This window comes from Corallococcus praedator, assembly GCF_003612125.1.
In the GTDB taxonomy this organism is placed as follows: Bacteria; Myxococcota; Myxococcia; order Myxococcales; family Myxococcaceae; genus Corallococcus; species Corallococcus praedator.
In genome coordinates this window covers 1-25004 of sequence record NZ_RAWI01000108.1, presented here as the reverse complement: position 1 = coordinate 25004, position 25004 = coordinate 1, and the positions used below count along the sequence as shown (strand labels likewise).

24 protein-coding genes are annotated in these 25004 nt (G+C 71.1%); 14 read left to right on the top strand and 10 right to left on the bottom strand.

All coding sequences use genetic code 11. From position 1 onward, the window contains the following. Positions 1-120: 120 nt before the first annotated feature. Positions 121-1314, top strand: a complete 1194-nt coding sequence (locus D7Y13_RS16385) for a glycosyltransferase (RefSeq protein ID WP_120584287.1) — start codon at positions 121-123, stop codon at positions 1312-1314. On the opposite strand, the gene D7Y13_RS16380 is transcribed toward D7Y13_RS16385, so the two are convergent. Beyond that, positions 1245-2468 carry a glycosyltransferase family 4 protein gene (locus tag D7Y13_RS16380; protein WP_233595666.1) on the bottom strand — a complete coding sequence of 408 codons (1224 nt, stop codon included), beginning with the start codon at positions 2466-2468 and terminating at the stop codon, positions 1245-1247. The genes D7Y13_RS16385 and D7Y13_RS16380 overlap by 70 nt on opposite strands. Positions 2469-2566: 98 nt before the next feature. On the opposite strand from D7Y13_RS16380, the gene traA reads away from it, so the two are divergent. Continuing rightward, a complete protein-coding gene (gene traA / locus D7Y13_RS16375; protein ID WP_120584289.1) occupies positions 2567-3997 on the top strand; it encodes an outer membrane exchange protein TraA family protein in 1431 nt (476 codons plus the stop codon). Positions 3998-4045: 48 nt separating this feature from the next. On the opposite strand, the gene D7Y13_RS16370 is transcribed toward traA, so the two are convergent. After that, entirely contained in the window at positions 4046-4516 is a 471-nt protein-coding gene (locus D7Y13_RS16370; protein ID WP_120584290.1) for an NUDIX hydrolase, read from the bottom strand. After that, a complete protein-coding gene (locus D7Y13_RS16365; protein ID WP_244222349.1) occupies positions 4513-5889 on the bottom strand; it encodes a DUF2380 domain-containing protein in 1377 nt (458 codons plus the stop codon). The genes D7Y13_RS16370 and D7Y13_RS16365 overlap by 4 nt, the downstream gene beginning before the upstream one ends. Positions 5890-6075: 186 nt before the next feature. On the opposite strand from D7Y13_RS16365, the gene D7Y13_RS16360 reads away from it, so the two are divergent. Beyond that, on the top strand, positions 6076-6897 hold the full coding sequence (locus D7Y13_RS16360) for a hypothetical protein (protein WP_233595668.1): 822 nt from the start codon (positions 6076-6078) through the stop codon (positions 6895-6897). Between the two features lie 51 nt (positions 6898-6948). On the opposite strand, the gene D7Y13_RS16355 is transcribed toward D7Y13_RS16360, so the two are convergent. Then, a complete protein-coding gene (locus D7Y13_RS16355) occupies positions 6949-7932 on the bottom strand; it encodes a pirin family protein (RefSeq protein ID WP_279637094.1) in 984 nt (327 codons plus the stop codon). A 383-nt stretch (positions 7933-8315) separates the two neighbouring features. Here D7Y13_RS16355 and D7Y13_RS16350 point away from each other — a divergent pair, with 383 nt between their 5' ends. From D7Y13_RS16350 to D7Y13_RS16325, 6 genes are all read left to right on the top strand, one after another. Continuing rightward, the gene (locus D7Y13_RS16350; RefSeq protein ID WP_120584293.1) at positions 8316-9311 is read left to right on the top strand and encodes a hypothetical protein; all 996 of its coding nucleotides are present in this window, start codon (positions 8316-8318) and stop codon (positions 9309-9311) included. Between the two features lie 293 nt (positions 9312-9604). Next, positions 9605-10603 (top strand): hypothetical protein, encoded by a 999-nt coding sequence (locus D7Y13_RS16345; RefSeq protein WP_120584294.1) that lies wholly within the window; start codon positions 9605-9607, stop codon positions 10601-10603. Positions 10604-10675: 72 nt separating this feature from the next. Further along, the gene (locus D7Y13_RS16340) at positions 10676-11617 is read left to right on the top strand and encodes a hypothetical protein (protein ID WP_120584295.1); all 942 of its coding nucleotides are present in this window, start codon (positions 10676-10678) and stop codon (positions 11615-11617) included. Then, a complete protein-coding gene (locus tag D7Y13_RS16335; protein WP_120584296.1) occupies positions 11614-12285 on the top strand; it encodes a hypothetical protein in 672 nt (223 codons plus the stop codon). The genes D7Y13_RS16340 and D7Y13_RS16335 overlap by 4 nt, the downstream gene beginning before the upstream one ends. Before the next feature lie 10 nt (positions 12286-12295). Continuing rightward, on the top strand, positions 12296-12685 hold the full coding sequence (locus D7Y13_RS16330) for a hypothetical protein (RefSeq protein ID WP_120534450.1): 390 nt from the start codon (positions 12296-12298) through the stop codon (positions 12683-12685). A 6-nt stretch (positions 12686-12691) separates the two neighbouring features. Beyond that, positions 12692-13699 carry a hypothetical protein gene (locus D7Y13_RS16325; RefSeq protein ID WP_233595669.1) on the top strand — a complete coding sequence of 336 codons (1008 nt, stop codon included), beginning with the start codon at positions 12692-12694 and terminating at the stop codon, positions 13697-13699. On the opposite strand, the gene D7Y13_RS16320 is transcribed toward D7Y13_RS16325, so the two are convergent. After that, entirely contained in the window at positions 13689-14075 is a 387-nt protein-coding gene (locus D7Y13_RS16320; RefSeq protein WP_120534449.1) for a serine/threonine protein kinase, read from the bottom strand. The two genes, D7Y13_RS16325 and D7Y13_RS16320, sit on opposite strands and share 11 nt — an antisense overlap. A 228-nt stretch (positions 14076-14303) precedes the next feature. Between D7Y13_RS16320 and D7Y13_RS16315 the strand changes: the two genes are divergently transcribed. Both D7Y13_RS16315 and D7Y13_RS16310 read left to right on the top strand, forming a co-directional pair. Then, the gene (locus D7Y13_RS16315) at positions 14304-15857 is read left to right on the top strand and encodes a sensor histidine kinase (protein WP_341870422.1); all 1554 of its coding nucleotides are present in this window, start codon (positions 14304-14306) and stop codon (positions 15855-15857) included. 114 nt (positions 15858-15971) lie between these two features. Continuing rightward, complete coding sequence (locus D7Y13_RS16310) at positions 15972-16577, top strand: hypothetical protein (protein WP_233595670.1); 606 nt, start codon at positions 15972-15974, stop codon at positions 16575-16577. A gap of 18 nt (positions 16578-16595) precedes the next feature. Here the strand turns inward: D7Y13_RS16310 and D7Y13_RS16305 are convergent, their stop codons facing one another. Beyond that, entirely contained in the window at positions 16596-16961 is a 366-nt protein-coding gene (locus D7Y13_RS16305; protein ID WP_120584297.1) for a response regulator, read from the bottom strand. A 77-nt stretch (positions 16962-17038) separates the two neighbouring features. Further along, positions 17039-17386, bottom strand: a complete 348-nt coding sequence (locus tag D7Y13_RS16300) for a helix-turn-helix domain-containing protein (protein WP_120534447.1) — start codon at positions 17384-17386, stop codon at positions 17039-17041. Positions 17387-17628: 242 nt separating this feature from the next. On the opposite strand from D7Y13_RS16300, the gene D7Y13_RS16295 reads away from it, so the two are divergent. The 3 genes from D7Y13_RS16295 (at position 17629) to D7Y13_RS16285 (ending at position 22624) form a co-directional block, all read left to right on the top strand. Beyond that, a complete protein-coding gene (locus tag D7Y13_RS16295) occupies positions 17629-19338 on the top strand; it encodes a GDSL-type esterase/lipase family protein (RefSeq protein WP_120584298.1) in 1710 nt (569 codons plus the stop codon). Next, positions 19335-21614, top strand: a complete 2280-nt coding sequence (locus D7Y13_RS16290) for a serine hydrolase domain-containing protein (RefSeq protein ID WP_120584299.1) — start codon at positions 19335-19337, stop codon at positions 21612-21614. Before D7Y13_RS16295 ends, D7Y13_RS16290 begins: the two co-directional genes overlap by 4 nt. 107 nt (positions 21615-21721) lie before the next feature. After that, the gene (locus D7Y13_RS16285) at positions 21722-22624 is read left to right on the top strand and encodes a zinc ribbon domain-containing protein (RefSeq protein WP_120534444.1); all 903 of its coding nucleotides are present in this window, start codon (positions 21722-21724) and stop codon (positions 22622-22624) included. A 21-nt stretch (positions 22625-22645) separates the two neighbouring features. Here the strand turns inward: D7Y13_RS16285 and D7Y13_RS16280 are convergent, their stop codons facing one another. From D7Y13_RS16280 to D7Y13_RS16270, 3 genes are all read right to left on the bottom strand, one after another. Further along, the gene (locus D7Y13_RS16280) at positions 22646-23728 is read right to left on the bottom strand and encodes a hypothetical protein (protein ID WP_120584300.1); all 1083 of its coding nucleotides are present in this window, start codon (positions 23726-23728) and stop codon (positions 22646-22648) included. 97 nt (positions 23729-23825) lie between these two features. Continuing rightward, positions 23826-24413, bottom strand: coding sequence for a hypothetical protein (locus D7Y13_RS16275; RefSeq protein WP_120534442.1), 588 nt, complete (start codon positions 24411-24413; stop codon positions 23826-23828). Between the two features lie 66 nt (positions 24414-24479). Continuing rightward, a partial coding sequence (locus D7Y13_RS16270) for a metallophosphoesterase family protein (protein ID WP_120630713.1) occupies positions 24480-25004 on the bottom strand: 525 nt, incomplete at its 5' end.

Sequence of the window (25004 nt, the reverse complement as noted above, 5' to 3'; positions counted from 1 at the left end):
GAAGGATTCGGGGGGAGGGGGTTGCGTCATGGATTGGGCGGTGCAACGGGACGCCCGTGGGCTTTCATCCCGCACGGTTCCCCGCCTGCCGGTGCGCGGGGATGGGTAGGATTTCGCGCCATGGCATCCGGTCCCCGCGTCCTCCTCGTCGCCGAGCGCTTTCCCCCCGACATCGGAGGGCTGGCGCGCAGCGGCGCGCGCACCGCGGGCTCGCTCGTGCGGCTGGGTGCGCGCGTGGACGTGGTCGCCTGGACGCGCACGGCTTCACCGGGGGCGCTGGAGACGGTGGAGGACGCGGGCGAGGTGTCGCCCTTCGCGAAGGGCGTGACGTTGCACCGGCTGGGGTTGTTCGGCGCGGCGGACCTGTCCATGCAGCACACGCTCGATGTGCTCGGCTACCTGCACGCGCGGCGGAAGTATGACCTGGTGTGGGGGCACTACCTGTACCCGCCGGGGTTCCTGGCGGTGGTGTTCGCCCAGAGCGCGGGCCTGGCGTCCGTGCTCAGCGCGCGGGGCAACGACGTGGATCAGCTCATGTTCCCGCCGGGTGACTTCGCCCGCCTGCTCTGGACGCTCCAGCGCGCGGACGTGCTGACCGCTGCGTCCGCGGACCTGGGCCGGAAGATGGCGATGCTGCTGGGGCGCGACCCGGGCGTGGAGGTCATCCCCAACGCGGTGGACACGGCGCTGTTCTCACCGGGGCCCGGGGACGCGGCGCTGCGGGCGCGGCTGGGCATCGCGGCGGGGGAGGCGGTGCTCGGCTTCTCCGGGGAGCTGCGCCACAAGAAGGGGCTGCCGTTCCTGCTCGCCGCGCTCACGGAGGTGCGGCGCGTGCGGCCCGCGTGCCTGCTGGTGATTGGCGAGGTGCGCGCCCGGGACGCGGAGCACCTGGTGGCCTACCGGGCGGAGCATCCGGAGGACGCGGCGCGCATCGTCGTGTCCGGGGCGCTGGAGTCGCCCGCGCTCATCGCGGAGCACCTGCGCCTGTGTGACGTCTACCTGCAGCCGTCGCTGTGGGAGGGCATGCCCAACGCGCTGCTGGAGGCGATGGCGTGCGCGCGGCCGGTCATCGCGAGCGACGCGGGGGGCATCCCCGAGGCGGTGGACAACGGGAAGAACGGCTTCCTCGTGCCCAAGGCGCTGTTGAACCACCTGGGGCAGGCGTGCCTGGACGTGCTGGGGATGCCGGCGGCGGAGCGCGAGGCGCTGGGCAGGGCGGCCCGCGCGCGCATCGAGGCGGGCTTTCAGGCCGACGCGGAGGCCGCGGTGCTGGAGCGGGTGCTGGCGCGCGCGAGGCCCAGGTCGTCTTCGTAGGCCTTCACCAGGGCCTCCTGGGCGCGGCCCCACGGGAAGTCGCGCTCCACGCGGGCGCGGGCCTGGGCGCTGAGCGCGGCGCCCAGGGTGGGGTTCGCGAGGAGCGCCTTCACCGCTTCCGCGATGGCCTTGGGCGAGCCCGGACGGATGCGGAGCACTTCGGTGTCCTCCGCGAGGCAGCGCACCACGGGCAGGTCACTGGCGATGACAGGCGTGCCGGTGGCCATGGCCTCCAGCAGCTTCAGCGGGCAGCAGCCCTGCACGCAGTTGCGGTCGTTCACCGGCAGGGGCACGAGCACGGCGTCACAGGCGTGGTGCAACCTGGCGAGTTCCTGTTGGGGCAGGGGCTCCAGCAGCTCCACCGCGCCCTGGAGGAGGAGGTCTCCGCACCGGTCCAGGAGGGCGCGGCGTGCGTGCTTGCGCAGCGGGCCCACCAGCGTGAGGACCACGGGCAGGTCGCGCAGGAGCAGCCGGCACGCGTCCAGCGCGTGGTGCACGCCCTGCCACGCCGTCATGGTGCCGCTGTAGAGCAGGCGCACGGGACGGCCGGGTTCGGGGGCGCGCGGCGGGGCGTAGCGGAACACGTCCAGGTCCACGCCGTTGGGGATGACGCGCAGGCGCGAGGGGTCCGCGCCGCGTGAGATGAGGTGCTCCGCGGTGACGGCGCTGGGGGTGACGAGCAGGTCCGCGGCCTGGAGGCAGGCCTGCTCCTGCGCGAGCAGCTTGCCCATGAGCTCCGCGTCGTCCGCGACGTCGGGGTGGTGGTACTTGAGCTCGACGGAGGGCAGGCCGTTGACCTCGTACACGAGGGCGTCGGTGAGGGACGCCTTGCGCCGGGCGATGGGATAGCCCTCGAAGATGGAGCGCACGTGCACGACCTTCGCCCGCGGACGGCCGTGCCACCACGCGCCCAGGTGCGCGCGGAACGTGAGGGCCTGGGCCACCAGGTCTTTTCCGCGCGCGCCCAGCGGGTGGTACGTGACGTCGCCGTGCAGGGCCGGGGCGGGGGCGCCGGGAGCATCGCCAATGGCCACGAGGTCCATGGGGCCGAACGCGGCGCCCAGGGCCTCCACGAAGGCCCGGATGTGCACGGCCGCGCCCTTGGGGGCGGGGAAGCGGTCGAAGGACGCGTAGATGATTCCGGAGGAGGACACGGCAAGGAGTGCTAGCGCGACGGGGGCGCGACGGCAAACAGGGGAGGGGGCCCGGGTGCTGCCCTCGCGAGGGAGCGTCGCGATATAGGGCGGGGTCCATGCGTCCGCTCCTGTCATTGCTCTTCGCGCTGTGCGTGCTGGTCGTGGCTCCTTCCGCTTCCGCGCAGGTCGTCGTCACCGGGGACCCCGTCGCGCCCCTTCCGGAGCAGCCGGGGACGGGCCTCTGCCTGGCGTCGAGCAACTGGCTGGGTCCCGCGTCCGACCTCCCGCAGAGCCAGTCGAACTATGTCGGGAACATCAACGCCTTCATGGAAGGGAGCCGGGCCCGATGGATCACCTCCGTGCTGGGCACGGACGCGGACCTGTCGAACAACTTCAACGACGGCAGGACGCTGAGCCAGGGCGACTTCACCGGAGCCTGTGGCGCTGGAGGCTGTGCGTTCGCGTACAGCGGCGGGTCCACCATCTTCGCCACGCGCCTGCGCGGCTACCTCGCCATCACGCAGGCGCAGGTGGGGAAGTCGCTGCACTTCGGCCTCTATGCCGACGACGCCGTCAGCCTGACGCTCTACGACCGCGCCGCGCAGTCGTACACCGTGGTGGTGCGTCCTCCGACGCTGGGCGCCCCCACCTGGCGCATGACGAACACGGTCGTCTTCAAGCAGGCCGGCCTGTACGGCGTGGAGGTGCTCCACACGCAGATTTCCGAGCATGCGGCGCTGGAGTTGTCGTTGTTCGAAGGCACGTTCACGGACTTCGCGCAGCCCGCGAACCAGCCGCCCGTCGTCAACTTGCGGACCGAGGGCTTCGAGCTGATGCCCCTCGGGCAGTTCCACCAGGCGGAGTCGGGCGGGGCTTCATTCGAGGATGTTTCGAAGTGCGTCCAGTGCGCCCGGCAGGATGCCAACACGTCCGGGAACAGCAGCTGTGGGGCGGGCTACCGCTGCAATGCCGCCGCGCTGTGTGCTCCCTGTGATTCGGAGGCGGCCTGCGGGGACGCCTGTATGCCTTGCGGTGTGAGCACGCCCTTCTGCTTTCGAGAGGGCTCGGACTCCCGATGCGTGGAGTGCCGCACGGCCAGCGACTGCGTGCCCCTGGATGCGTGCCACACGGGGGGCTGTGCGGGGACGGGGGTGTGCACCTCCATGCCCGTCCCGGACGGAACGGAGTGCCCGGGAGGAGCCTGTCAGGAAGGTGCGTGTGAGCTCTTCGACGCGGGGACTCCGGATGCGGGCGAGGCTTCCGACGCGGGCGTGGACGGAGGTGGCTCGGAGCCCGGCGAGGATGCGGGCAGCCTGGATGGCTCGGTGGTGGAACCCGACGGTGGCGCGACGGGGTCTCCGGATTCCGGTGTGGCCCTGGACGCGGGCGGCATGGGTCCTGGTGATGCAGGCCCGTCGGGTGGAGATGACGGTCCGGAGAGTGGCTGTGGGTGCGGAAGTGGAACGGCGGGTGTGGCGCCCATGGCCCTGCTTGGATTCGCGCTCTTGTCGCGGCGAAGCAGGGAACGGCTCGCTTGGCATCGCTGAAATGCAGTGAGGCGAAGCAGCCCGCATCTCGTGGGGCTGCCGTTGCTGTCAGGCTTCGTCGTCTGGGAGAAGCGTGCGCAGGAGTTCGTCGTCTGGGCTGAGTGGGCGCCAGCCGGGGGGCGGCGGATGCGCGAGCAACGTATCGCCGGCCTGTCTTACGCGCTCCTTATGGGTCTCTGGGGCGTGGGCGGACCAACAGCCGAGCGGCATGGCTACGTCGAAACGGTTGGAGTCGTCTACGACGGCAGGCCAACCATTGGGGAGTTCTTCGGCGAGTTCACGCACAAGTATATCGCGCACGAAGCGCATGACCTGCTTGCGTCTCTCCGCTTCGGCGAAGAGCCCTTTTAGTATCTGCACCCCGGCGACATCATCCTTGCCAAGCTCTTCAGCCAGGGCCACCCATGAGACTGCGGGGCGAGCCTCTGCGAAGGATGTGAGCGAATCGTAGCCGCGTTCACGGATCCGCTCGTACAGACGAACCTTCCAATTTCCATCCCAGGCTCGTCCATCAGTCATCGCCGTCTCCCAGCAGTGAAGTTCATCGGGATGTTGTAGACCTTCATTCTGCTGGCGACGATCTTCAAGACCTCATTTCGGGTCAGCATCCGGCCCGTTTTGGTCTCAATGGAGCGAAGAGCTTCCATGATCAGCTGGTTCCACTCACCGGGCCATATTCGCCCCAATCGCCAGTTGCCCCCACCGTGAATCGCCTCATGCTGCGCCTGCTCCATCCTGACGCAGAACTGGTCGATATCCATGGCGCCCTTGAACCCGCGCCGCTCGAACCATTCGCGGTGCTCCTGCGGTAGGACGTGGTGCTTCGGCGCATCGGACATGCCGGCTCCGGCCCTGCCGGTTTCGTGCATGCCGCGCACTTCGGGACTGTCGCCCAGCGCGTCGCGCACGCCCTGGGGCAGGTCCCGGTTCGACTGCGCCATCAGCACCTGTCCTGCGTGGATGCGGATGGCGGCGCTGACGGCGGGAACGGAGATGACTCCCGCCTGCACGAGCCTGCGCATCATTTCCACCCACTCGGCGGAGACGACCAGCCGTGTACCCGTCATCACTCCTCCCGAACCCATCACGAGGCCCATGCCGAGCGTGGTGGGCGCGGCGGGCGGGAGCCTTGGCAGTGACATCTTCAGCGTGGAGACCAGGGTGAGCATCTCCATGAACTGCGCCACCGCGATGACCTTGCCGGCGCGCTCCGTCGCCATGCGCGCTCCCTCGCGGATGGAATCGAACTCGCGGGTGAGTTGCGCCATCACTCCGGGAAGCGCGCGCGCGGTGGCCTCGACCTGCACGGGATCCATCGACGCGAGCGCCGTCATGGAAGGCTCGATCACCTTCTGCACACGGTCCATGTCCGCGAACAGCCTCTCCGTTCCGTAGAAGGGACACTGTTCGCGCACGACGTCCGCGAGGCGGAGGAAGTCGAGCCACGCCGTGAGCAACATGGCGCCGGACATGGCGGCCTGGAGTCGTGGGCCCGTCATCCGGAGCAGGCCCACCACCATGTCCGCATCCTCGACCGATCCGGAGGTGTTCGCGAGCACGGTGGCACTACCCAACGCGCCCTGGAGCCAGGGCAACTGGTTGGAGCCGTAGGCGATGTAGCGGGTGAAGACGTCGTGGGACTGGTACGCCGCGAGCCTGGGAATCGCGCGGGAGAAACTGCCCGTGGCGTCCTTCACTCCGGCAATGGCATCGAGGACCGCCTGCCGGGTCAGTCCAGGGGCCTCCGAACCCTCGTTCCCCGTGAGGTCGTCCTGGCGGTGCTGACGGCGTGACGGTCGTTCATCGAACGTGGACCCGGACACCACGTTCGATGAGCGCCGCAGGTGGCTCCGCCGTTCGGGCCCAGAGGCGCAGCCCGTGGTCAGCAGCATCATGCTCAGCAGCAACGCCTCCGTGCGGAGGACCCACCGCGAGGAGGGCTCAGTGCTGCGTCCAATCCCTGCCTGCATCCACATGCGTGCTCCCGAAAAATGCCCACGGGCAGGGCATCAAAGGGCACGCGTCTGACGTCCGTCACCCGTCGCACCCGTCCCGAAACTTCAGGCAAGATGGCGCGCATGTTCATGAGCTCCGTGGTGATGGTGGCGCTGGTCGCGGCTCCTGCTGCTGCGCCGACGCCGGCTCCGGCTCCGGCTGAGTCGCGCATGTGGAAGGTGACCGGCACGGACGTGACGTTCGTGCAGTCCCCCAAGGACCTTCGCGGCCTGCGTGGCGACAAGGAGGTGTTCGGCCTCCAGTCGCGAAAGGCGGAGTTCCTCGCTGACTTCGAGGCCGAGCCGGGGACCGATGTGTCCGATTGGGAGGGCTCCCAGTCCCTCTCCATCCTGTCCGTCGTCGGGCCGTGGGTGAGCTACGAACAGTCAGGTTCGGGCTACACCGGCGGCGCGCATCCGTATGCGCACACGGGCTACGTCACCCAGGACGTGACGAAGGGCAAGGACGGCTTCTCACTGCTCGATGTGTTCGCGGAGAAGGACGTGCTCGCGGCCCTCAAGGCGGACGGCTACGTGCGCAAGCACGTCGACGACGAGGAGGAGTTCAAGAACGCCACGACGGTGGAGTCCCTGCTGGAGAGCCTGGGGCCCGGCGAGGACTGCGTGGGCTTTGAATATGGGCTCGACTCCGTGAAGCGCGCGGTCGCGTTCCATCACGTCGAAGGAGACAAGGTCGCCGTGCGCATCGCGTTCGGCTACGCCGGAGAGATGTGCCGCGGCAACAAGTTCGTCGTGGGCGTCCTGCTGCCCATTCCCAAGGCACTGCGGCCCGCATTCGAGCGCGCGGCCAAGCGCGAGGAGGGCTTCCTCATGAAGGACGCGAAGGCCGTGAAGGCCCCATCCGTCGTGTTCACCTGGGAGCCTCCCAAGCCCAAGAAGCCCTGAGCGACGACGCGCGGGAGCCCTCCGCCCCTTCGCGCGTCGTGGCCCGAAGGCTCAGGCCGGCCGTTCGATGTGGCCGTCCGCGTGGCGCGCGAAGCGGCCTTCTTCACGCCCGTGCACGGGGTCCGGGTTCGGCCACGGCCAGCCGCCGAAGCCCGTGCGCTGGTAGTCCGCGAAGGCCTGCTGGATCTCCTGCCGCGTGTTCATCACGAACGGCCCGTACTGCACGACCGGCTCGCCGATGGGACGCCCCTGGAGCATCAGCAGCTCCGTCACGTCCGCGCCGTTCTCCAGCGCCACGTCCACGTCGGCGCGCAGCTCGATGGCGCGCGACGGCGGGATGTCCCGGCCGCCCACTCGCAGCGCGGAGCCCCGGAAGAAGTACAGCATCCGGTGCGTGCCCTTGGCCGCCGCCGGCAGCGTCCAGCGCGCGCCCGGCTCCAGCTTGAGCGTCCAGATGGCCACGTCCGCGTCGGCGTGCGCGGCCCAGGACTTCGGCGGCGGAGGCGGCGCCTTCACGTCGTCCAGCCGGCCGGCCACCACGGTGACTTCCGTGGCGCGCCCCGCCGCGTCCTTCGCCACGTGCCGGGGGATGGTCTGGTTCCAGAGCATGGAGAAGTGCGGCTCCACGTGCTTGCTCGCGCGCGGCAGGTTGAGCCAGATCTGGAACAGCTCCAGGGGGTTCGGCGTGTCGGAGCGGAGCAGGGGGAACATCTCCGAGTGGTTGATGCCACTGCCCGCCGTGAGCCATTGCACGTCCCCGCCACCGAAGCGCGCCGCCGCGCCCAGCGAGTCGGAGTGGTCGATGAGACCGTTGCGCACGATGGTCACCGTCTCGAAGCCCCGGTGCGGGTGCTGGGGGAAGCCCGGCACGACGGTGCCGTGGTACATGTTCCAGCCGTCCCGCCCACCGAAGTCCTGCCCGATGTCGCGCCCCGTCAGCGGGGCCGCGGGGCCAAAGCGCTCGTTGCCCGCGGGATACCGGTCGTCATGGTGCACGCAGAAGAGGAACGGATCCGGCGTCCGCCACGGACCCATCCCGAGCGGATCCACGCGAATGACGGCTTCTGGCTGAACACCCTGCTGCTGACCCATGGCTTGCTCCCCTGCTTTGTCCGAAGCGCGTGAACACCCCACGGCGGTGGTGACCCCCGCCGCCGCGATGAGCTTCAGCGCTGCTCTCCTGCTGCTCACATCATCCAAGGTCCACCTCGCGCCCGTGGCCGTCCCATCCTACTAACAACGGGATTTCCGGGGCGCTCGGGCCGCACCGGCTCGTCCATTGAATCCAGGTACGTCCGCGCCCATGCGAAGGGCCCCCGGAGGGCTCGAGGCCGCGGCCCGGTTTGACCGTCCTTCACGCGCGCCCCTACGCTCCCATGCGCGGCCCGCCCGACGGACGTCGCAGGGAGCCCTCCGCCGTGGCGGTCAACATCACCCGATTCCACAACGTCTTCCTCTACCAGTCCCGCGCGCCCGTGCCGGAACTGCTGCGGGACCTCGCGGTGCTGGGAGGGCTGGACGCTCACGCGGAGAGGCAGTTGGGCTCGCTGACGATGGGTGCGTGGCTCTCCGTGATTCCCGGCGGGGTGCTGGCCCTGCTGTCCTACGGCATCTGGGCCGGCAGCGTGAACGCGGACGACGAACTTTCAGAGCAGGCGATTCTGCTCTTGAAGCTCGGCTTCTTCTTCGGCGTCCTGCTGCTCGCCGTGGGGCTCCTCCTCTTCGTGCGGCGCGACAGGCTGAAGCCGCGGGACCTGGACAACCGGCGCTATGGCCTGGCGCGCGTGCTCCTCAAGCGCTTGCAGGTGGACCTGGCCCCGGATGCACCCGTGCGGCTGAAGCTGGACTTGCGGCAGCCGGATGTGCGGGAGAAGCGCGTCAGGCAAGACATGGTGGGCTGGTGGAACACGGAGTTCTTCGTCGACCCGTGGTTCCTGCTGGAGACCCGGCTGGCGGATGGCACGTTCCTGCGCATCCGCATGGTGGAGAAGCACCAGAAGCGCGAGCGCCACAAGACGAACGCCAGAGGCAAGACGAAGCGGATCCTCAAGCTGAAGGGGTTCGCCCGGCTGGAGGTGGCCCTGCGTGTGAAGCCGGAGCGCCACCCCGGACTCGGGGCCCTGAAGGCGCGGGCCACGAACGCCACGCGCCTGCCCCCGCGCGTCGAACTGGAGCGCGTGCGCGTCGCGGCGGACCGGCTGTCCCTGCGCGTCCGGCTTGCCAAGGACTGGGTGGCGCAGGCGCGGCAGGCATCCGCCGACCCGGAAGTCCCTTCCATCTGGACGGAGGCCCTGGGGAAGGACGACGCGTCCCGCACGGCGACGATGATGCTCCTGAGCCTCTACCAGGTGGTTCACTACGCCCGGCGGCGCGGCAAGCAGCGGGCGGCCCGGGCCCGGCGCCAGTCGGTTTGATCTGCCTGGGGGCGCCTCCTACGCTCGGTGGTGGCCGACCGCTGGACGGTCCCCGCAAGCCCAGGCCCCCCGAGGCGCCTCCCGGCGAGCACGACGCGTCGCGCACGGCGACGATGATGCTCCTGAGCCTCTACCAGGTGCTCCATCTGGCCAGGACCCCGCCAGCGTCGAAGTCGTCACCGGAACCGAAGACGTCCAGGAACGCCCCCGGCCCGGTTTGACCGTCCTTCACGCGGCCCCCTACGCTCCTCGGCGCAGTCCGCCCGACGGACATCACAGGGGAGCCCTCCGCCGTGGCGGTCAACATCACCCGATTCCACAACGTCTTCCTCTACCAGTCCCACGCGCACGTGCCGGAGCTGCTCAAGGACCTGGAGGTGCTGGGCCAACTGGACGCCGGCGCGGAGAAGCAGCTGGGAGCGCTGACGACGGCCGCGTGGCTCACCACGATTCCCGGCGGGTCGCTGGTCCTGCTGTGCTGTTACGCCTCCTGGGCCAGCGCCGTGAGTTCGGACGTCCCAGCCTGGGAGCAGGGCTCGCAGCTCTTGAGGAACGGGTTCTTCCTCGGCCTCCTGTTGTTCGCCCTGGGGCTCCTGCTCTTCTTGTGGCGCGCCAGGCTGAAGCCGCGCGACCTGGACAACCGGCGCTATGGCCTGGCGCGCGTGCTCCTCCAGCGCTTGCAGGTGGACCTGGCCCCGGATGCACCCGTGCGGCTGAAGCTGGATTTGCGGCAGCCGGATGTGCGGGAGAAGCGCGTCAGGCAAGACATGGTGGGCTGGTGGAGGACAGAGTTCTTCATCGACCCGTGGTTCCTGCTGGAGACCCGGCTGGCGGATGGCACGTTCCTGAAAATCCACATGGTGGAGAAGCACCAGAAGCGCGAGCGCTACAAGACGAGCGCCAGCGGCAAGACGAAGAAGAAGACCAAGACGAAGGGCTTCGCCCGGCTGGAGGTGTCCCTGCGCGTGAAGCCGGAGCGCCACCCCGGGCTCGGGACCCTGAAGGCGCGGGCCACGAACGCCACGCGCCTGCCCCGGCGCGTCGAGCTGGAGCGGGTGCGCGTCGGGGCGGACCGGCTGTCCCTGCGCGTCCGGTTGGCCGGGGACTGGGTGGCGCAGGCGAAGAAGGCGCCGGACGACCCGGAGACGCCCGCCTTCTGGAAGCAGGCGCTGGAGAAGGACGACGCGTCCCGCACGACGACGATGATGCTTCTGAGCCTCTACCAGGTGGTCCACTACGCCCGGCTGCGCGGCAAGCGGCAGTCGGCCCGGGGCCGGCGACAGTCGGTTTGACCTGCCCGGGGGCGCCTCCTACGCTCGGTCGCGGCCGACCGCTGGACGGTCCCCGCTGAACAAGGCTCCCCCGTGGCGTTCGACCTCTCCGCATTCCAGAAGACGCTCGTCTACCAGGCCCATGCCCCCGTGCCGGAGGTGCTGGAGGACCTGAAGGTCATCGGACAGTTGGACCAGAAGGCCGAAGCGGCGCGCAAGACCCTGTGGATCTCCGCCTGGGTCGTGCTGGTCATCGGCGTGCTGTCCCTCTTCGTGGTGGGGCCGTTGGGGCTTGCGCCGATCGCCCTGGCCGTGGGGCTGTTCATCGTGCGCGCGCGCCGCCGCCGGACGGACCTGGAGGACCGGCGCTATGGGCTTGTGGCCACGCTGCTCCAGCGGCTCCAGGTGGACCTGGAGAAGGACGCGGTCGTGGAGCTGACGCTGGACCTGTCGCCGAACGACGAGGTGCGCAAGCGCGTCGCCGAGGGCACCCGGGGCCGTTGGAAGTGCGAGGACTTCACCGAGACGTGGCTTCAATTGCAGGGACGCTTCGCGGACGGCACGCACCTGCACCTGTCCATGGTGGAGCACCTCCAGAAGCGCAGCCGCACGCAGCGCAATGCTCGCGGGAAGACGAAGACCAAGCGCAAGCAGAAGGGCAAGGCCCTGATGCAGGTGTCGCTGCGCGTGAAGCCGGAGCGTCACCCCGGGCTCGCGGCGCTGGACGCGAGCGCCAGGAGCGCGGCGCGCCTGCCCCCGGGCATCCAGGTGTCGCGGATCCGCGTGGGCGCCGACCGGGTGGAGATGCGCGCCCTGCTGGCCCATGACTGGGTTGCGCGCGCGCCGAAGCCCGTGCCCCCTCTGGCGTCCCTCGCGATGGCTCCCAGCAAGGGCCGCAAGCCCAAGGCCCCGGTGGTGCCACCCGGCAAGCACGACGCGTCGCGCACCGCGACGATGATGCTCCTGAGCCTCTACCAGGTGCTCAACTTCTCCAGCTCCCAGCGCCGACGCTCGGATGCGAGGGCCACTTCATGAAGCCGCGGATCCTGTTGCTCCTGGGCGTGGGTGTGCTCGCGTCCTCGGCGTGCTCGCAGGGCGGCGCTCCCGCCTCGAACGAAGGTGCCCCGCCCACGCAGGCGAGGTCCGCCGTGGCGGCGGAGCCGAAGGAGGCCGGCGCCAAGCTCAAGTTCAAGGATGGCGACGACCGCGAGCGCTTCTCGCTCAAGCCCAAGGACGACGGCGCCAAGCTGGTGGACGGCGAGGACCGGGAGCTGGCCCGCTACAAGTGGAAGGGCGGCGAGCTCAAGGTGTCCGGCCCGGACGACGCGGTGCTGGCGTACGTCACCGGCGGTCCGGACGTGTTCCAGGTGAAGGACGGCGCGCACGGGGCCGTGCGCTACACGTTCGCGCGCGAGGGCTCCGGCTGGAAGCTCACCGACGCGCAGGGCGCCGTCCTGAACACCGTGGCCTCCGAGGACGGGGGCGCGTCCGTGAGGGGCGCGTCCGGCGCGGAGGCGCTGCGCGTGAAGGTGCGCGACGGCAAGCTGTCCCTGCGCGACCCGTCGGGCAAGACGATGCTCGCCACCAAGACGCCGGTGTCCCCCGAAGCCGCCGCGTGCCTGGGCTTCGACTCCCTGGACCTGCCCCTGCGCATGGCCCTGCTCTTCCGCCTCCAGAACCCCGCGGGCGCCGCGTCGCCCTGAGCCTTCCGCCATGTCCTCTTCCTTCCCGTCCGCCGAACATTGCCTGGAGACGTCCGGCTTCCTCTTCTCCCACGCGTGCGAGCGCGCGGCGGCCACGCAGTGCTCGCGCTGCCAGAAGCCGGTGTGCGCGCTGCACATGCGCACGCTCGACGAGGTGGAGGTCGCTTGTGTGTCGTGCGCCCGGACCGCGGACAACGGCGATGAGAACCGCGACGGCTCCGAGACCGACTGGGACGAGGAGGACCCCGCCTACTACTACGACGGCTACGGCTATTACGGCCGCGGTGCGTGGACCACCTCCGGCGCCTCCCACGACAAGAACGACTTCACCGAGGCCGACGGCGCGAGCCTGCGCCGCGAGGACGACGCCTCCTTCGAGGAGGACCTGGGCGGGAGCTGAGCGCCCGTGCGACGCCAGCACTGGCGCGTGTACGCGCTCGGCGGAGGGATGGGGCACCTGACGCGCGCCTGCGCGTTGACCCGCGCCGCCGTGGCCCGGGGCCATGCGGTGGACGTGCTCACCAACAGCCCGTTCGCCCCGGGCCTGCCCCTGGAGTCCCTGCTGGGCCCGGGCGCCACCGTGCACCGCGTGGACGCGCGCCTGGACAAGGTGGCCACGGTGGCGGCGGTCACCGCGTGGCTCAAGGACGCGACGCCGGACGTGCTGGTGGTGGACACCTTTCCGCGCGGCCTCGGCGGTGAGCTGGTCGGGCTGCTGCCCGCGGTGCGCGCGCCGCGCGTGTTGGTGCACCGCGACCTGAACCCCGTCTACGTGGAGCGCTTCGACGTGGCCCGCGCGGTGGACGCGTTCGACCTGCTCGTCGTGCCCGGCGAGGACGCGCCCTTCGCGCACCATCCGCGCGCGGTGCGCACCGCGCCGTGGCTGCTGCTGGACGCGGACGCGCTGCTGTCGCGGGAGGACGCCCGGCGGCGGCTGGGACTGGAGGTGACGGAGTCCCGGCCAGTGGTGGCGGTGCTGGGCTGCGGCCGGCCGGAGGAGGTGGTGGACGCGCGCGACACCGCCGCCCGGCTGCGCGGGACGCTGGGCGCACGGGCGGAGGTGCGATGGCTGGTCCCCACCGCCGCCGACGGGGCGGGTTCACCCGAGGCCCTGGCCGTCTGGCCGGCGCTCGCGGTGCTTCCGGGCGTGGACGTACTGGTGGGGTCCGGCGGCTACAACACCGTGCAGGAGGCGCGGGCCACGGGGACGCCGCTGGTCGCGTGGGCCCGGCCCCGGCTCTATGACCGGCAGGCCCTGCGACTGACCGACGCGGAGCGCGTCGCGGACGCGGTGGCGCTGGAGGCGCGGGTCGCTTCCCTGCTGGGGGGCACGACCCGAAAGCGCCCTGCTTCCTACGTCAACGGCGTCCACGTGGCGGTGGAGGCCATCGAGCGCATCGCGCTCAGTGCTTGAAGCCCTGGTGTCCGGCGGCCGGCTCGATGCCGTGGGCCATGACGAAGTGGTAGAGCACCTGGGGGTCGTCCTTCGGTCCGCCCATCAGCTCCACCAGGAAGTGGCCCGCCTGGGGGTCCGCGTCCGGATCCGGGGAGATGGAGACCTCGGAGACCTCGCGGCCCACCATCACCATCTCGCCCACCAGGGACTTGCCCTTGATGAGCTGGAGGACGTGCTGGCGCTCCTCCTCCATCAGCATCCAGTGGAAGTCGTCGTGGTCGAACAGCGTCATGTCCGGCGAGCCGCATCGCAGGATGCAGTTGGTGTGCTCCTGGATCCATCGCCAGAAGGCATCGAATGTCAGGGTGCGGGCCGGTGGGGAGATCAGATCCATCGGGGGACCTCTTCAGGAAGGGGCGGGCGCCCGGACGCCCGCAGGCGCGTCGGGTCGCGTGTGCGTGCTGCCTAGCATGGCCGGGCCTCATGGGGCCGGCTCCTTTTCGGGAGGGTGTTCGAAGGCGGGCCTGCCGGGCGGGGGAGGCGAATCCACGATATCGGACGCTTGTTGCTCTCCTCAGGAAGAGGGCGACGTTGAAGAGGGTTGGCGCCGCCCGGAGGGAGGATGCTCAAGCATGACGATGGACGCCGGCCGGGAGCCCGCGTGGGGCGCGCGATGAGCCTGCGCGCCTTCTTCTCCGCCGTGGTGGGCGGGCTGGTGCTGCTCACCGTGGTCTCCGCCAGCCTGCTCGTGGTGTTGACGAGCGCGCTGGAGGGCATGGCCTCCACCCTGAGTGAATCCGTGGAGGGGGTGCGGCTGGCGGAGGAGCTGGAGGTGGACCTGCTCGTCCATTCCCGGCTCATCGCGGCGCCGGACATGCCCCTGGTGGCGGACCCCTCGCGGGGACGCTCGCCGTCGGAGATTGAATCCGACCTGCACCGTCAGTTGGGGGAGCTGCACGCCTCCGCCTCCACCGGCGAGGAGCGTCAGGTGCTGGCGGAGGTGGAGCGCGACGTGGCGGACTACCTGGGCGCGCAGCGCGGGCTGTCGGAGGCGCAGCGGTCCTCCTCGTCGTACGACGGACGGGTGGTGGCCACGCTGGACGCGGCGCTGCGGTCGCTGGAGCGGCTCATCCAGATCAACGTGGACCAGGCCCAGGAGGCGCGGGCGCAGGCGTCCCGCTGGAGCGAAAGGGCCAACCTGCTGGGGCTGGTGCTGGGCCTGCTGCTGCTGACGACGCTGGTGCTGGTGGTCTTCTGGCTGCGCCGCTTCGCGCTGCGTCCGGTGGCGGACCTCCAGCACGCGATGCGCGACTTCGGCGCGGGCCGCAACCGGGACTCGCGCGCGCCGGAGGAGGGGCCGTCGGAGATCCGCGACATGGCCCTCACCTTCAACGAGATGGCGGACAGCCTGGCCCACCAGCAGGAGCAGCAGCTGGCGTTCCTGGCCGGCGTGGCGCACGACCTGCGCAACCCCCTGTCCGCGCTGAAGCTGTCCACGGCGCTGACGTCCCCCGGCCGCGCGGACGTCACCCCGGAGCGGATGCAGCGCACGCTCGCGCTGGTGCGGCGCCAGGTGGAACGGCTGGACCGGATGGTGGGGGACCTGCTGGACGCCACGCGCATCCAGGCGGGCAAGCTGGAGCTCCAGCCGGAGGTGCGCGACACGCGCGAGCTGGCGCGCTCCGTGGTGGAGCTGTACCAGTCCAGCGACCCCGGCCACACGCTGGAGCTGGTGGTGCCCGACGCCGCGGTGCTGGTGCGGGCGGACCCCGCGCGGCTGGAGCAGGTGCTGACCAACCTGGTGAGCAACGCGCTCAAGTACTCCCCGTCAGGCAGCCACGTGCGGGTGGCCGTGCTGGAGGATGCGGACCACGCGGTGGTGGCGGTGTCCGACCAGGGCATCGGCATGTCGCCGGAAGAACTCAAGGGGCTCTTCGTCCCGTTCCAGCGCGCGGGCAACGCGAAGCAGCGCGCCCCGGGCGTGGGGCTGGGGCTGTCGGTGTCGCGGCGGATCATCGAAGCGCACGGCGGCCGCATCGAGGTGGAGAGCCAGCCCGGCCAGGGCTCCGTGTTCCGCGTCCACCTGGCCCGGGTGTCCGACAGCGCCCCGCGCCTGCCCGCCGCCTCCGACGAAGAGGAGCCCGCCGGGGGCGAAGGCCCCGGCGCCGTGCACTGAAGGGGCGGGCCAACCGTTGCCTGCCGCGCGCCGGCGTGGGTCTTGGGCCGGCAAAGGGATGCGTCCGGACGGGGCAGGGCGTACCTTGCGGCACCAACGTCAGGAGCTGTCTGGATGATGAAGATTTCGCGCCGGGCCGTCCCGCTCGCCGCCCTGCTGGTGCTGGGGGGTTGCGCGGGGCGTACGCAGTCCGCGCCGCCCGAGGCCTCCGCCGAACCCGTGCAGGCGCCGCCCGCTGTCGTCCAGTCCACGGAAGGGGGCTTCAGCGTGGCGTTCCCCGGCCCCGTCACCGAGGAGCGGCGCGTGCAGCCCACGGACGTGGGCGAGGTGACGCTGCACACCTTCATCTCCGCGCGCGCGGCGGAGGACACCGCCTATTACGTCTCCTACACGGACTTCCCGCCCGCGGCGGTGGCCCAGGTGGACCCGCGCGACGTGGTGAGCCGCGCCAGTCAGGGGGCGCTGGAGGCGCTGGGCGCCACGGGCATCTCCGCGAAGCCGGTCCAGATGGACGGGGGCTTTCCGGGCCAGGAGGTGGGGGGCCTGTCCGGCCCGCGCCGCCTGCGCGGACGCTTCTTCATGGTGGGCCCGCGCCTGTACCAGCAGCTGCTGCTCCACCCGGAGGGGCGTCCGCCGAAGGACGCCGACCGCTTCTTTGATTCGTTCCGGTTGGACCCGACGGTGGCGGGGCGGCTGGGGCACGAGACGCGCGGCACCTGAGCGCGGGCCGCGCCAGGCTCAGTGCAGGGCGTGCACGAACCGGCGCACGCAGGCGATCAGCACGTCGCGGTCGAAGGGCTTCTGGAGCACCTCGCGGATGGCCGGGTGCTTCTCCTCGCCGGCGCTGATGGACACGACGGGCACGTCCGCCAGCGTGTGCCGCTGGTGCAGCAAGTCCAGCAGCCGCCAGCCGTCCTGGCGCGGCGTCCACATGTCCAGCAGGAGCAGCGCCGGGGGCGGATGGGTTTCCAGCCACGTGAGCGCTTCGTCCCCGGTGGCGGTGGCGGCGACGGTGAAGCCTTCGGCGGTGAGGATCTCCACGAGCGCGTCGCGCAGGTCGCTGTCGTCCTCGATGATGAGGAGGGTGGAGGGCGCGCGGCTCATGGTGACCGACCCATAGGGCAGGCGCGCGCGGTGGGACAGGGAACATCTGCCGGGTGCGACCGGCAACCGCCGGGCGCTCAGGCCTTGTCGAACATGGCCTGGAGGACGCGCCAGGCCATCTTCACTTCGGGTCCGGAGCGGCACGCGAGGTAGTCGCAGATCTCCGCCACGCCGTCGGAGCGTTCGAGGTCGAAGGAGTGGAAGAGCGTCTTGAGCGACACGTCCAGGCCCACGGACAGCTTGCCCAGCGTGTCGAGCGACGGAGAGAACCCACCGCGTTCGATGCGGCGGATGGCATCCACCGACAGGTCACTGCGCTCGGCGAGTGCTTCCTGGGTCAGGTCGCGACTGGTGCGCATGCTGCGCACGTGGTCGCCAAATCTTCGGTGGAGCTTCGTCCACGTTGTCAGCCGGTTCTTCGCCATGTTCGCGGCGGCTAATTTGGGGGCGCATCGCGTTGTGTGAAGGGCGCATGTTCGCGGTCTGACCTTGCAATCGCACCGGGTCCGGGGGAGCCGTTTTCCCAAGGCAGCTTCCGGGTCTGAAGCGTGTGGTGCCGGACGGAGTGTCCGTGACCCGGGGCCCGGGCAGGGCGGCCCGCGGGGCGACCAGGCGCGTCGTGGGGAACATGCGCGGTCTCCCACTTTCGTCTACTCTCGGGGGCCACATGACGGTTCCCGAAGTCTCGCGGGGGAGCGGGCGCGCGTGGCTGCTCGCCCTCCTTGCGGGTGCCCTGCTCCCCGGGTGCGAGTCCCGCACACCCCCCTACCGTTTCCCCCTCACGACGCCCCTGGAGAAGTCCGCCGCGTCGCAGCCCGTGCGACCGGATCCGGCTTCGTCCGCCCAGGTGGCACCGCCGGTGGATGCATCACCGACGGTGGAGGCTTCCACCCCGGCGGCAGGTTCGGCGGATGCGTCCGCGCGTCCGGTGGTGGCGGGTGCCGAGCCCGTGCGTCCGGAGGCTTCGGGTGCCACGCCTTCCGACGTGCATGCGCGTACGAAGGCCGTTGCGTCGGCCGTGATGGCACCGGGTAGTGCGAACCGTCCGTCCCCGCGCGCCTCGTTCCGCGCCCTGCCGCCCACCACCGAGCGGGGCCGTCACCTGCTCTCGCTGGGCTCGCGGTTGATGGCACCGGGTGGCGCGGTGGAGGACCCGTGCCTCGAACCCACGGACACCGGGTGTGCTCGCTCCGCGCTGACGCCGTTCTTCGCCGCGTTGGATGGGCTGGTGGCGGGCACCGGGGAGGCGGCGCAGGCGTCCACGGTCATCGCCGCGTTCGGCAATTCGCTCATCGCGGGCGACCGCATCGTGGACGTGGTGCGTGACGAGCTGGTGTACGGCTTCGGCGGCGCGGGCCGTGGCGTGCTGCTGGTGGACCGCATGGCGCCGTACGGCGGACGGTCGCGCACGGCCGCCGTGAGCAACGGCTGGGAGCCGCGCACGCTGGGAGAGCTGCGCGCGCCGCCGCACCCGTTCGGCATCACCGGCGTGTACCACGTGGCCACCGAGGCCCGGGCCCGGGGCCGCTTCAAGCTGGAGGGCGAGCCGCGCGGGACGCTGTGGTGGAAGGACGTGAAGGACGCGGGCCGCCTCGTCGTGTCCGTGGACGGCGCGGTGCTGGTGCGCACGGAGCCCCAGGGGGACGGGGCCAGCCGCACCACGTCCTTCGACCTGCCCGCGGGCGCGAAGTGGCTGGACATCACGGCCGAGGGCCGGGGCGCCGTCGTCCAGGGCGTGGTGCTCCAGCAGGACGGACCGGGCATCGTGCTGGACATGCTCGGCGTGCCGTCCGCGGATGCCACGCTGTACGCACGGCTGGAAGAGGATGCGCTGAAGGCGCAGCTTGCGCAGCGCGACCCGAAGCTGTTGCTCTTCTTCCTGGGCGGCAACGAGTCCAAGCGCCTGGAGTGGAAGCGCACCGACCTGGACACCGTGCGCCGCGACCTGACGGCCCTGCTGCGCCGCACCCGCGCGGCCTCGCCCGGCAGCGCGTGCACGGTGGTGGGCCCGATGGACGCGGTGCAGGACGGGCACGTCAAGGGCAAGCCCCTGCTGCAGCGCCCGTTCCTGGAGTCCGCCATCGCCGCGGAGCGCGAGGTGGCGCTCGCGGAAGGCTGCGGTTTCTTCAACCTGTTCGCCGCGATGGGCGGTGCGGGGTCGCTCGCGCGCTTCAATCAGGCGGGGTTCATGCACGACGACCTGGTGCACCCGCGCGGGCAGGGCCTGGATTTGCTGGGGCAGTTGGTGTCGGACGCGTTGCTCAAGGGGTGGGTGGAGCAGGGCACGCAGCTGGCCCCGCCGCTCACGTCGTCGCGCGAGGAGGCCCCGGCGTGGCCCGGGGATGGCAGCGCTCAGACCGCGGAGGACGTGCGATGAGGCGTGCATTCGTCGCGCTGTGGCTGTTCGTGGGGACGCCCTCGCTGGCGGTTCCCGCCCAGGTGGCTGTCGAAGCGAAGGCGACCGCGCCGGAGTCCAGCGCGCAGGTCGTCGCGCCCGCGTCGGAGACCGGCGCGAAGGTGGCGACGGAGTTCCCGCCAGAGGTGGAGCGGGCGCTGGACGCGCTGGTGCGCGCGGACCTGAAGCAGGGACCGACGGCGGGGCTGTCGGTGGGCGTGATGCGGGGGGGCCTGCGGTGGATGCGCGGCTTCGGTTACCGCGACCTGGGCAAGAAGCTGCCGGCCACGGAGCGCACCACGTACCGCATGGCGTCCATCACCAAGTCGTTCACGGCGGTGGCGGTGTTGCAGCTCGCGCAGGCGGGCAAGCTGGACCTGGACGCGGACATCCGCACGCTGGTGCCCGAATATCCGGTGAAGCAGTGGCCGGTGACGGTGCGGCAGTTGCTGGGACACCTGGGCGGGGTGCCCACCTACGACAGTCCGAGCGCGGGCAACAACACGAAGTCGGTGTCGACGCGCGAGGCCATCGGCATGTTCGCCGAGCGTCCGCTCGTGTCGGAGCCGGGCACGCGCTACCTGTACACGACGTGGGGCTTCAACCTGCTGGGCGCGGCGGTGGAGACGGCGTCGGGCCAGTCCTACCGCGAGTACCTGCGCGACCATGTCTTCGGGCCCGCGCACATGACCCACGCGGACCTGGACGAGCTGAGCACCCGCGACGCGCAGCACGCGGTGGGCTACCGAGTGGCGGGCGGCGCGCTGAAGCCGTCGCGCTTCCTGGACGTGACCAGTCGCTTCGCGGGCGGAGGCACGCGCGCGACGGTGGAGGACCTGCTGGGCTTCGCGCGCGCGGTGCTGGACGACGCGCTGGTGACCCGCGAGACGATGGGGCGCATGCAGGCGACGATGGTGACGCGCGACGGGCGCATCACCGACTACGGCATGGGCTTCGCGACCTATCCGCTCCGGGGCCACTACATCGTGGCGCACGCGGGCGGGCAGCCGGAGACGACCACGCTGCTGGTGTTGCTGCCGGCGGAGGACACGGCCATCGCGCTGGCCACCAACGTGGAGGACGAGGCGAAGCGGTTGCGCCGGCTGTCGCTGCGGTTGATGGAGACGGTGCTGGACGAGGGCGCGCCGGCCCGGGGCGGCCACTTCACGGACCCCGTGGACGCGGTGGAGTACGAGGGCATGGGGCGGCTGGCGAGCTACGGGCTCGCGTACCACGACTGGGCCACGCGAGGGCCCGGCACGCTGCCGCCGGAGACGGACCTGCCGGGCGCGTTCGCGAAGGTCACGGCGCTGTTCGAGCGGGCCACCATCGCGCGAGACACGCGGGGCGCGATGGAGCGGATCCGCGGCGCGCACGAGCCCCGGGGAGAATCCCTCTTCATCCGCGTGGGCGCGCACATGGCGGCCACGGTGGAGAAGGTGCTGGGCGTGGAGCGGCTGCGCTCGTACCGGACGCAGGGCGCGGCGGCCTTCTTCGCGGACTACCTGGCCGCGTGCGAGTCCCTGAAGTGTCCGGAGACGGAGCGCTTCAGCAAGGGCGTGCGGGACGACGTGGCCCGCTTCGTCGCGGGGTGGAAGCGCGCGGAGATTCCAGCGCTGCGGCGCTCGCGGCTGGACGACGCGAAGGACCCCGAGCGGATGTGGCCGGTGCTGAAGGAGGCGGCGGCGCGCGCGCCCTCGGTGCGGCCGGACTACACGGATGAGCTGCTGACGCTGGCGGACCGGGCGAAGCGCAAGCCGACGGACCGGATGCGCTGGCTGGAGCGCGCGACGGAGCTGCATCCGGAGTCGATGGATGCGCATCTGGCGCAGGCGGTGGGGTTGCTCGAAGCGGACCGCGAGGCGGAAGCCGGCCCGCACGTGCGCGAGGCGTTCGAGACGCCGGAGGGGTCGCTGGTGCTGTCGCCCGCGGGCTTCCTGCGAAGGCTGCTGGACACGCGCTCGCCGAAGGTGGCCAGGGGCCTCTTGCGCTCGGCGGTGACGCTGCATCCGGACGCGCCGGAGCTGTGGGAGGCGCTGGCGAAGCGCGAGCGGGCCCTGGGCGACCCGGGCGCGGCGAAGGTGGCGCTGGGACAGGCGAAGCGCGCGCGACAGGTCCGGGCGGCGCAGGAGGCCCGGGCCCCGCGCCCCCCGGGCATGGTGGCGCCCGCCGGCAGCGCGCCGACGCCGGACAAGGCCCCCAGTGGGACGACGTCGCCCTCGGTGCCGGTGGATCCGGAGTCTCCGCCGGAGCCGTAGGGCAGGGGCCTGTCCCGAATGGGTGAGCGCGGGTCCGCCCGCGCGGTGCGTGCGTGCCGGAACGCCGCATGCCGGACGGAGCCCGAGCCATGCGAGGATGCGCGGCGATGACGCCTTCCTGTCCTTCCTGTCAGGCCCCCTTCGTTCCCGGTGCACAGACGTGTGACGCGTGTGGAGCCGCGCTGCTGGTGGCCCCGACCCCCGGAAGCTCCGAGCCGGTCTGCGCGGTGCATCCTCAGTGGCGGAGCGTGGGCACGTGCTCCCGTTGCGGCGCGTTCGCCTGTGCCGACTGCCTGCGCCAGGGCCCCGAGGGCGTGGTGTGCGCGAGCTGCCACGACCGCGCGCCCATGGGCACCGTGCCGTGGGACCGACGTGAGGAGCTGGGGACGCTCAAGGCGTTCTGGCAGACATGCCTGGGCATGCTGATGCGGCCCACGGAGACGCTCAAGGGCATCAACCCCGACGCGCCCGTGGGCAGCTCGATGCGCTTCGTGCTGCTGACGGGCGTGGCGGGCTTCGTGACGACCGGCCTGCTCTACGCCGTCATCTTCGGCGGCATCATGGCGTTCATCCCCGACACGGATGCGGACACGGCGTCGGACGCCATGGGGTCCCGGACCGCGAAGCTGTTCCTGGTGTTGGGGGCGTTGGCGTGGACGGTGGCGATGCCGTTCGTCAACGCGGGCATGACGTTCGTGATGGCGGGCCTGGACCACCTCATCCTGCGCATGGGCGGCGTGGAGCGCGACTTCTCGGTGACGATGCGCGCGCACGCGCTCTCCCTGGCGCCCTACATCGTCGGCATCATCCCCTTCGTCGCCGTCTACTCCGCGCCCTTCTGGGCCATGGGCCTGCGCGTGGTGACGTACCGCACGCTGCACCGCACCACCTGGGGCACCGCCGCGGCGGGCGCGCTCCTGGCGCCGGTGCTCTCCTGCTGCATCTGCGGCGGCGGCTACGCGGCCATCATGTTCGCGGCGTTCAAGGGCATGTCGGACAGCGGGAGCTGAGCCTCCGCGCGTCCGTGGCGCCTACTGCTGCCCGGAGGCGGCGGTGGCGCCATGGGGCACCAGCGGGCTGGCGGCAGGCCAGAAGCGCGCGTCGCGGAAGCCATCGAACGACGCGGCCAGCCGCTTGGAGCCCAGGTCGTAGACGCGCGCCTGCATCGTGCCCGCGAGCAGCAGCAGGTCTCCGCGCGCCATCGCATGCACGGGGCTCTGGGCAGGCAGGGACAGCCCCTGGGGCTCGGCGAGGTGGCCGTCATCCACCTCCCAGCGCACCGGCATCATGAGCGTGGTCAGCTCGCCCGCCGTCTGCCAGGAGAACAGCGGACCGCTCCGGGTCTCCACGCGCGCCCAGCCGCCGAACACGTCGTGTCCCCGGTGCGCCACCACGGCGTCGAGCCGCGCGGCGTCCTGGCTGCCTTCGTCCAGGGGCTGCACGGCCAGCGCATCCGGATCCCCGGACACGGTGGAGGACACCAGCATCTCCGCGGTGGTGAGCGCGAACACGGCGTCCGCGTCATCGCGCGTGGCCACGGTCTCGGTGCGCTTCCACACGCCGGCCTCCAGCCGGAACGCATGCGCCAGCCCCGCGCCCTCCTCCGTCTCCGGGATGGGGATGCGCCGGCCGTCGAAGAGGAAGAACTCCTTCGCGCCCTCCGCGCGGCGCACCAGGTCCCCGGTGTGCGCGACCAGCGCCACCAGCCGGCCCACCGAGTCGAAGCCCACCGCGCCCGTCAGGCCCTCTTCCGGCAGCAACTGCGCCGACGCCAGGCCGGAGGTCAGGTCCACCGTCCACACGCGCCCGGGCCCCCGGGCACTGCCGCCCGGGTCACGCACGGCCGCGTGCCGGCCATCCGCGCTCCAAGCCAACTGGAGCCCCTCACACGCCGCGTCCACCGTGACCAGGGCCCTGCGTCTGCCGTCGGACTCCAGGCGCAGCCACGTACAGCCCGAGGGCGCCGCGTCCTGGAGCACCGACAGCGAGAACGGCGCCACCTTCACCGGCGCCACCGCCACCGGAGGCGTGGGCTCGGTCGCGGAGGGCTCCGGGGGCTTCTGACAGGCGCTCACGAGGAGCACGGCGCTGACGAGGCACGAGGCGCGGACCATGTTGCAACCCTCCCGGAAAAAGATGACCTCCATGGAATATGACAGAGCCATGGGTATGTCCGGAAGACACTTGGTGCCCACATGGTGCCGCCGGTTTTCAGGTTCCGGGGACGGCCTGGGTCGTGGGCACGGGCGCGGGTGCTTCCTCGGACGCGGCGAAGGCCTTCTCGAACTCGGGGCTGGCGACCAGCTTCTTCAAGAAGTCCTGGGCGGCCGGCATGAAGGCCTGCGCGGTCAGATTGCAGGCGTTGTCAGCAATGGGGCTGCTGGAGAAGCTGCTCACGTGGGACACCTGGAAGGGCTGTACGGGGCTGGCGGAGACGAGCGCGTCCAGGTTCCAGGTTCCGTCGACCGAGCTGAAGTCGAGCTCGTGGAACTTCGCGGAGACCGCCACCTTGCTCTTGTCCGAGTAGACCCCCGCCATGCGCAGCTCATCCCTGAGGGCCGCCTGGAGGTACTGCTCGAAGGTCTTCTGGTCCGGCGGAGCCACCGGGCCCGCGCCGCGACAGAGGATCTCCCGCTGGGGCCCGGACTCCGAAGTGAAGTCAGACACCTTGAGCGCGCCCTGCGGGTACTTCTTCTGCAACGACCGGAGCATCTCCACGTTGTCGACGGACACCGAATAACGCGTGACCGTATAGGCTGGACACGCGGAGAGCAGCAGCGCGGCGACAACGACAGACATGCCTTGAATCGAGCGGACCAATCCGTTTCTCCCGGTGAAAGGTGGCCCGACTCTAGCGTCCTTCCCCTACAGCGCCATGTACGCGCGGGCCGCCGGCACGGAGTAGAACTTCCCCTCCGGCAGCACATACGCGGTGAGCTTTCCGCCGTACACGCAGCCTGAATCCAGCCCCAGCGCGAACGGGTGCTTCTGCAGTCCGCGCATCGCGTCGTGGCCGAAGACGACCAGCTCCGGGCCCTTCCACAGACTGCCCCACGGCTCGCCCGCCTCCAGCCGCTTCGACGGCGTTCCGTCCGCCGCGATGCTGCGCATGTTCAGCAGGAACTCCTCCTTCTGCTCCGCGAGGGGTACCCCCGGCACCAGGCCCGCGTGCACCGCGACCACGTTCAGCTCCGGGAAGCGCTCGTAGGCGGGCAGCGTGGACAGGTACGCCCAGTCCTCCGCCGTCAGCGTGTCCAACACCTGCCGGTGCTCCGGCTTGAGCTTCTTGCCCTTCGCCGCGCGGCCCGCATGCCAGCGCAGCACGTGCGCGTCGTGGTTGCCCTTCACCGCCCGGAACCCGCACTCCCTCGCCCGCCGCACCACCCCCGC

Bases quoted from the DNA above. Each gene is read 5' to 3' on its own strand.
- D7Y13_RS16275 (WP_120534442.1), bottom strand. From the start codon at position 24,413: ATGTCTGTCGTTGTCGCCGCGCTGCTGCTCTCCGCGTGTCCAGCCTAT.
- D7Y13_RS16360 (WP_233595668.1), top strand. From the start codon at position 6,076: ATGTTCATGAGCTCCGTGGTGATGGTGGCGCTGGTCGCGGCTCCTGCT.
- D7Y13_RS16315 (WP_341870422.1), top strand. From the start codon at position 14,304: ATGCTCAAGCATGACGATGGACGCCGGCCGGGAGCCCGCGTGGGGCGC.
- D7Y13_RS16370 (WP_120584290.1), bottom strand. From the start codon at position 4,516: ATGACTGATGGACGAGCCTGGGATGGAAATTGGAAGGTTCGTCTGTAC.
- D7Y13_RS16310 (WP_233595670.1), top strand. From the start codon at position 15,972: ATGATGAAGATTTCGCGCCGGGCCGTCCCGCTCGCCGCCCTGCTGGTG.
- D7Y13_RS16300 (WP_120534447.1), bottom strand. From the start codon at position 17,386: ATGGCGAAGAACCGGCTGACAACGTGGACGAAGCTCCACCGAAGATTT.
- D7Y13_RS16320 (WP_120534449.1), bottom strand. From the start codon at position 14,075: ATGGATCTGATCTCCCCACCGGCCCGCACCCTGACATTCGATGCCTTC.
- D7Y13_RS16295 (WP_120584298.1), top strand. From the start codon at position 17,629: ATGACGGTTCCCGAAGTCTCGCGGGGGAGCGGGCGCGCGTGGCTGCTC.
- D7Y13_RS16365 (WP_244222349.1), bottom strand. From the start codon at position 5,889: ATGCTGCTGACCACGGGCTGCGCCTCTGGGCCCGAACGGCGGAGCCAC.
- D7Y13_RS16355 (WP_279637094.1), bottom strand. From the start codon at position 7,932: ATGGGTCCGTGGCGGACGCCGGATCCGTTCCTCTTCTGCGTGCACCAT.
- D7Y13_RS16285 (WP_120534444.1), top strand. From the start codon at position 21,722: ATGACGCCTTCCTGTCCTTCCTGTCAGGCCCCCTTCGTTCCCGGTGCA.
- D7Y13_RS16290 (WP_120584299.1), top strand. From the start codon at position 19,335: ATGAGGCGTGCATTCGTCGCGCTGTGGCTGTTCGTGGGGACGCCCTCG.
- D7Y13_RS16335 (WP_120584296.1), top strand. From the start codon at position 11,614: ATGAAGCCGCGGATCCTGTTGCTCCTGGGCGTGGGTGTGCTCGCGTCC.
- D7Y13_RS16305 (WP_120584297.1), bottom strand. From the start codon at position 16,961: ATGAGCCGCGCGCCCTCCACCCTCCTCATCATCGAGGACGACAGCGAC.
- D7Y13_RS16385 (WP_120584287.1), top strand. From the start codon at position 121: ATGGCATCCGGTCCCCGCGTCCTCCTCGTCGCCGAGCGCTTTCCCCCC.
- D7Y13_RS16280 (WP_120584300.1), bottom strand. From the start codon at position 23,728: ATGGTCCGCGCCTCGTGCCTCGTCAGCGCCGTGCTCCTCGTGAGCGCC.
- D7Y13_RS16330 (WP_120534450.1), top strand. From the start codon at position 12,296: ATGTCCTCTTCCTTCCCGTCCGCCGAACATTGCCTGGAGACGTCCGGC.
- traA (WP_120584289.1), top strand. From the start codon at position 2,567: ATGCGTCCGCTCCTGTCATTGCTCTTCGCGCTGTGCGTGCTGGTCGTG.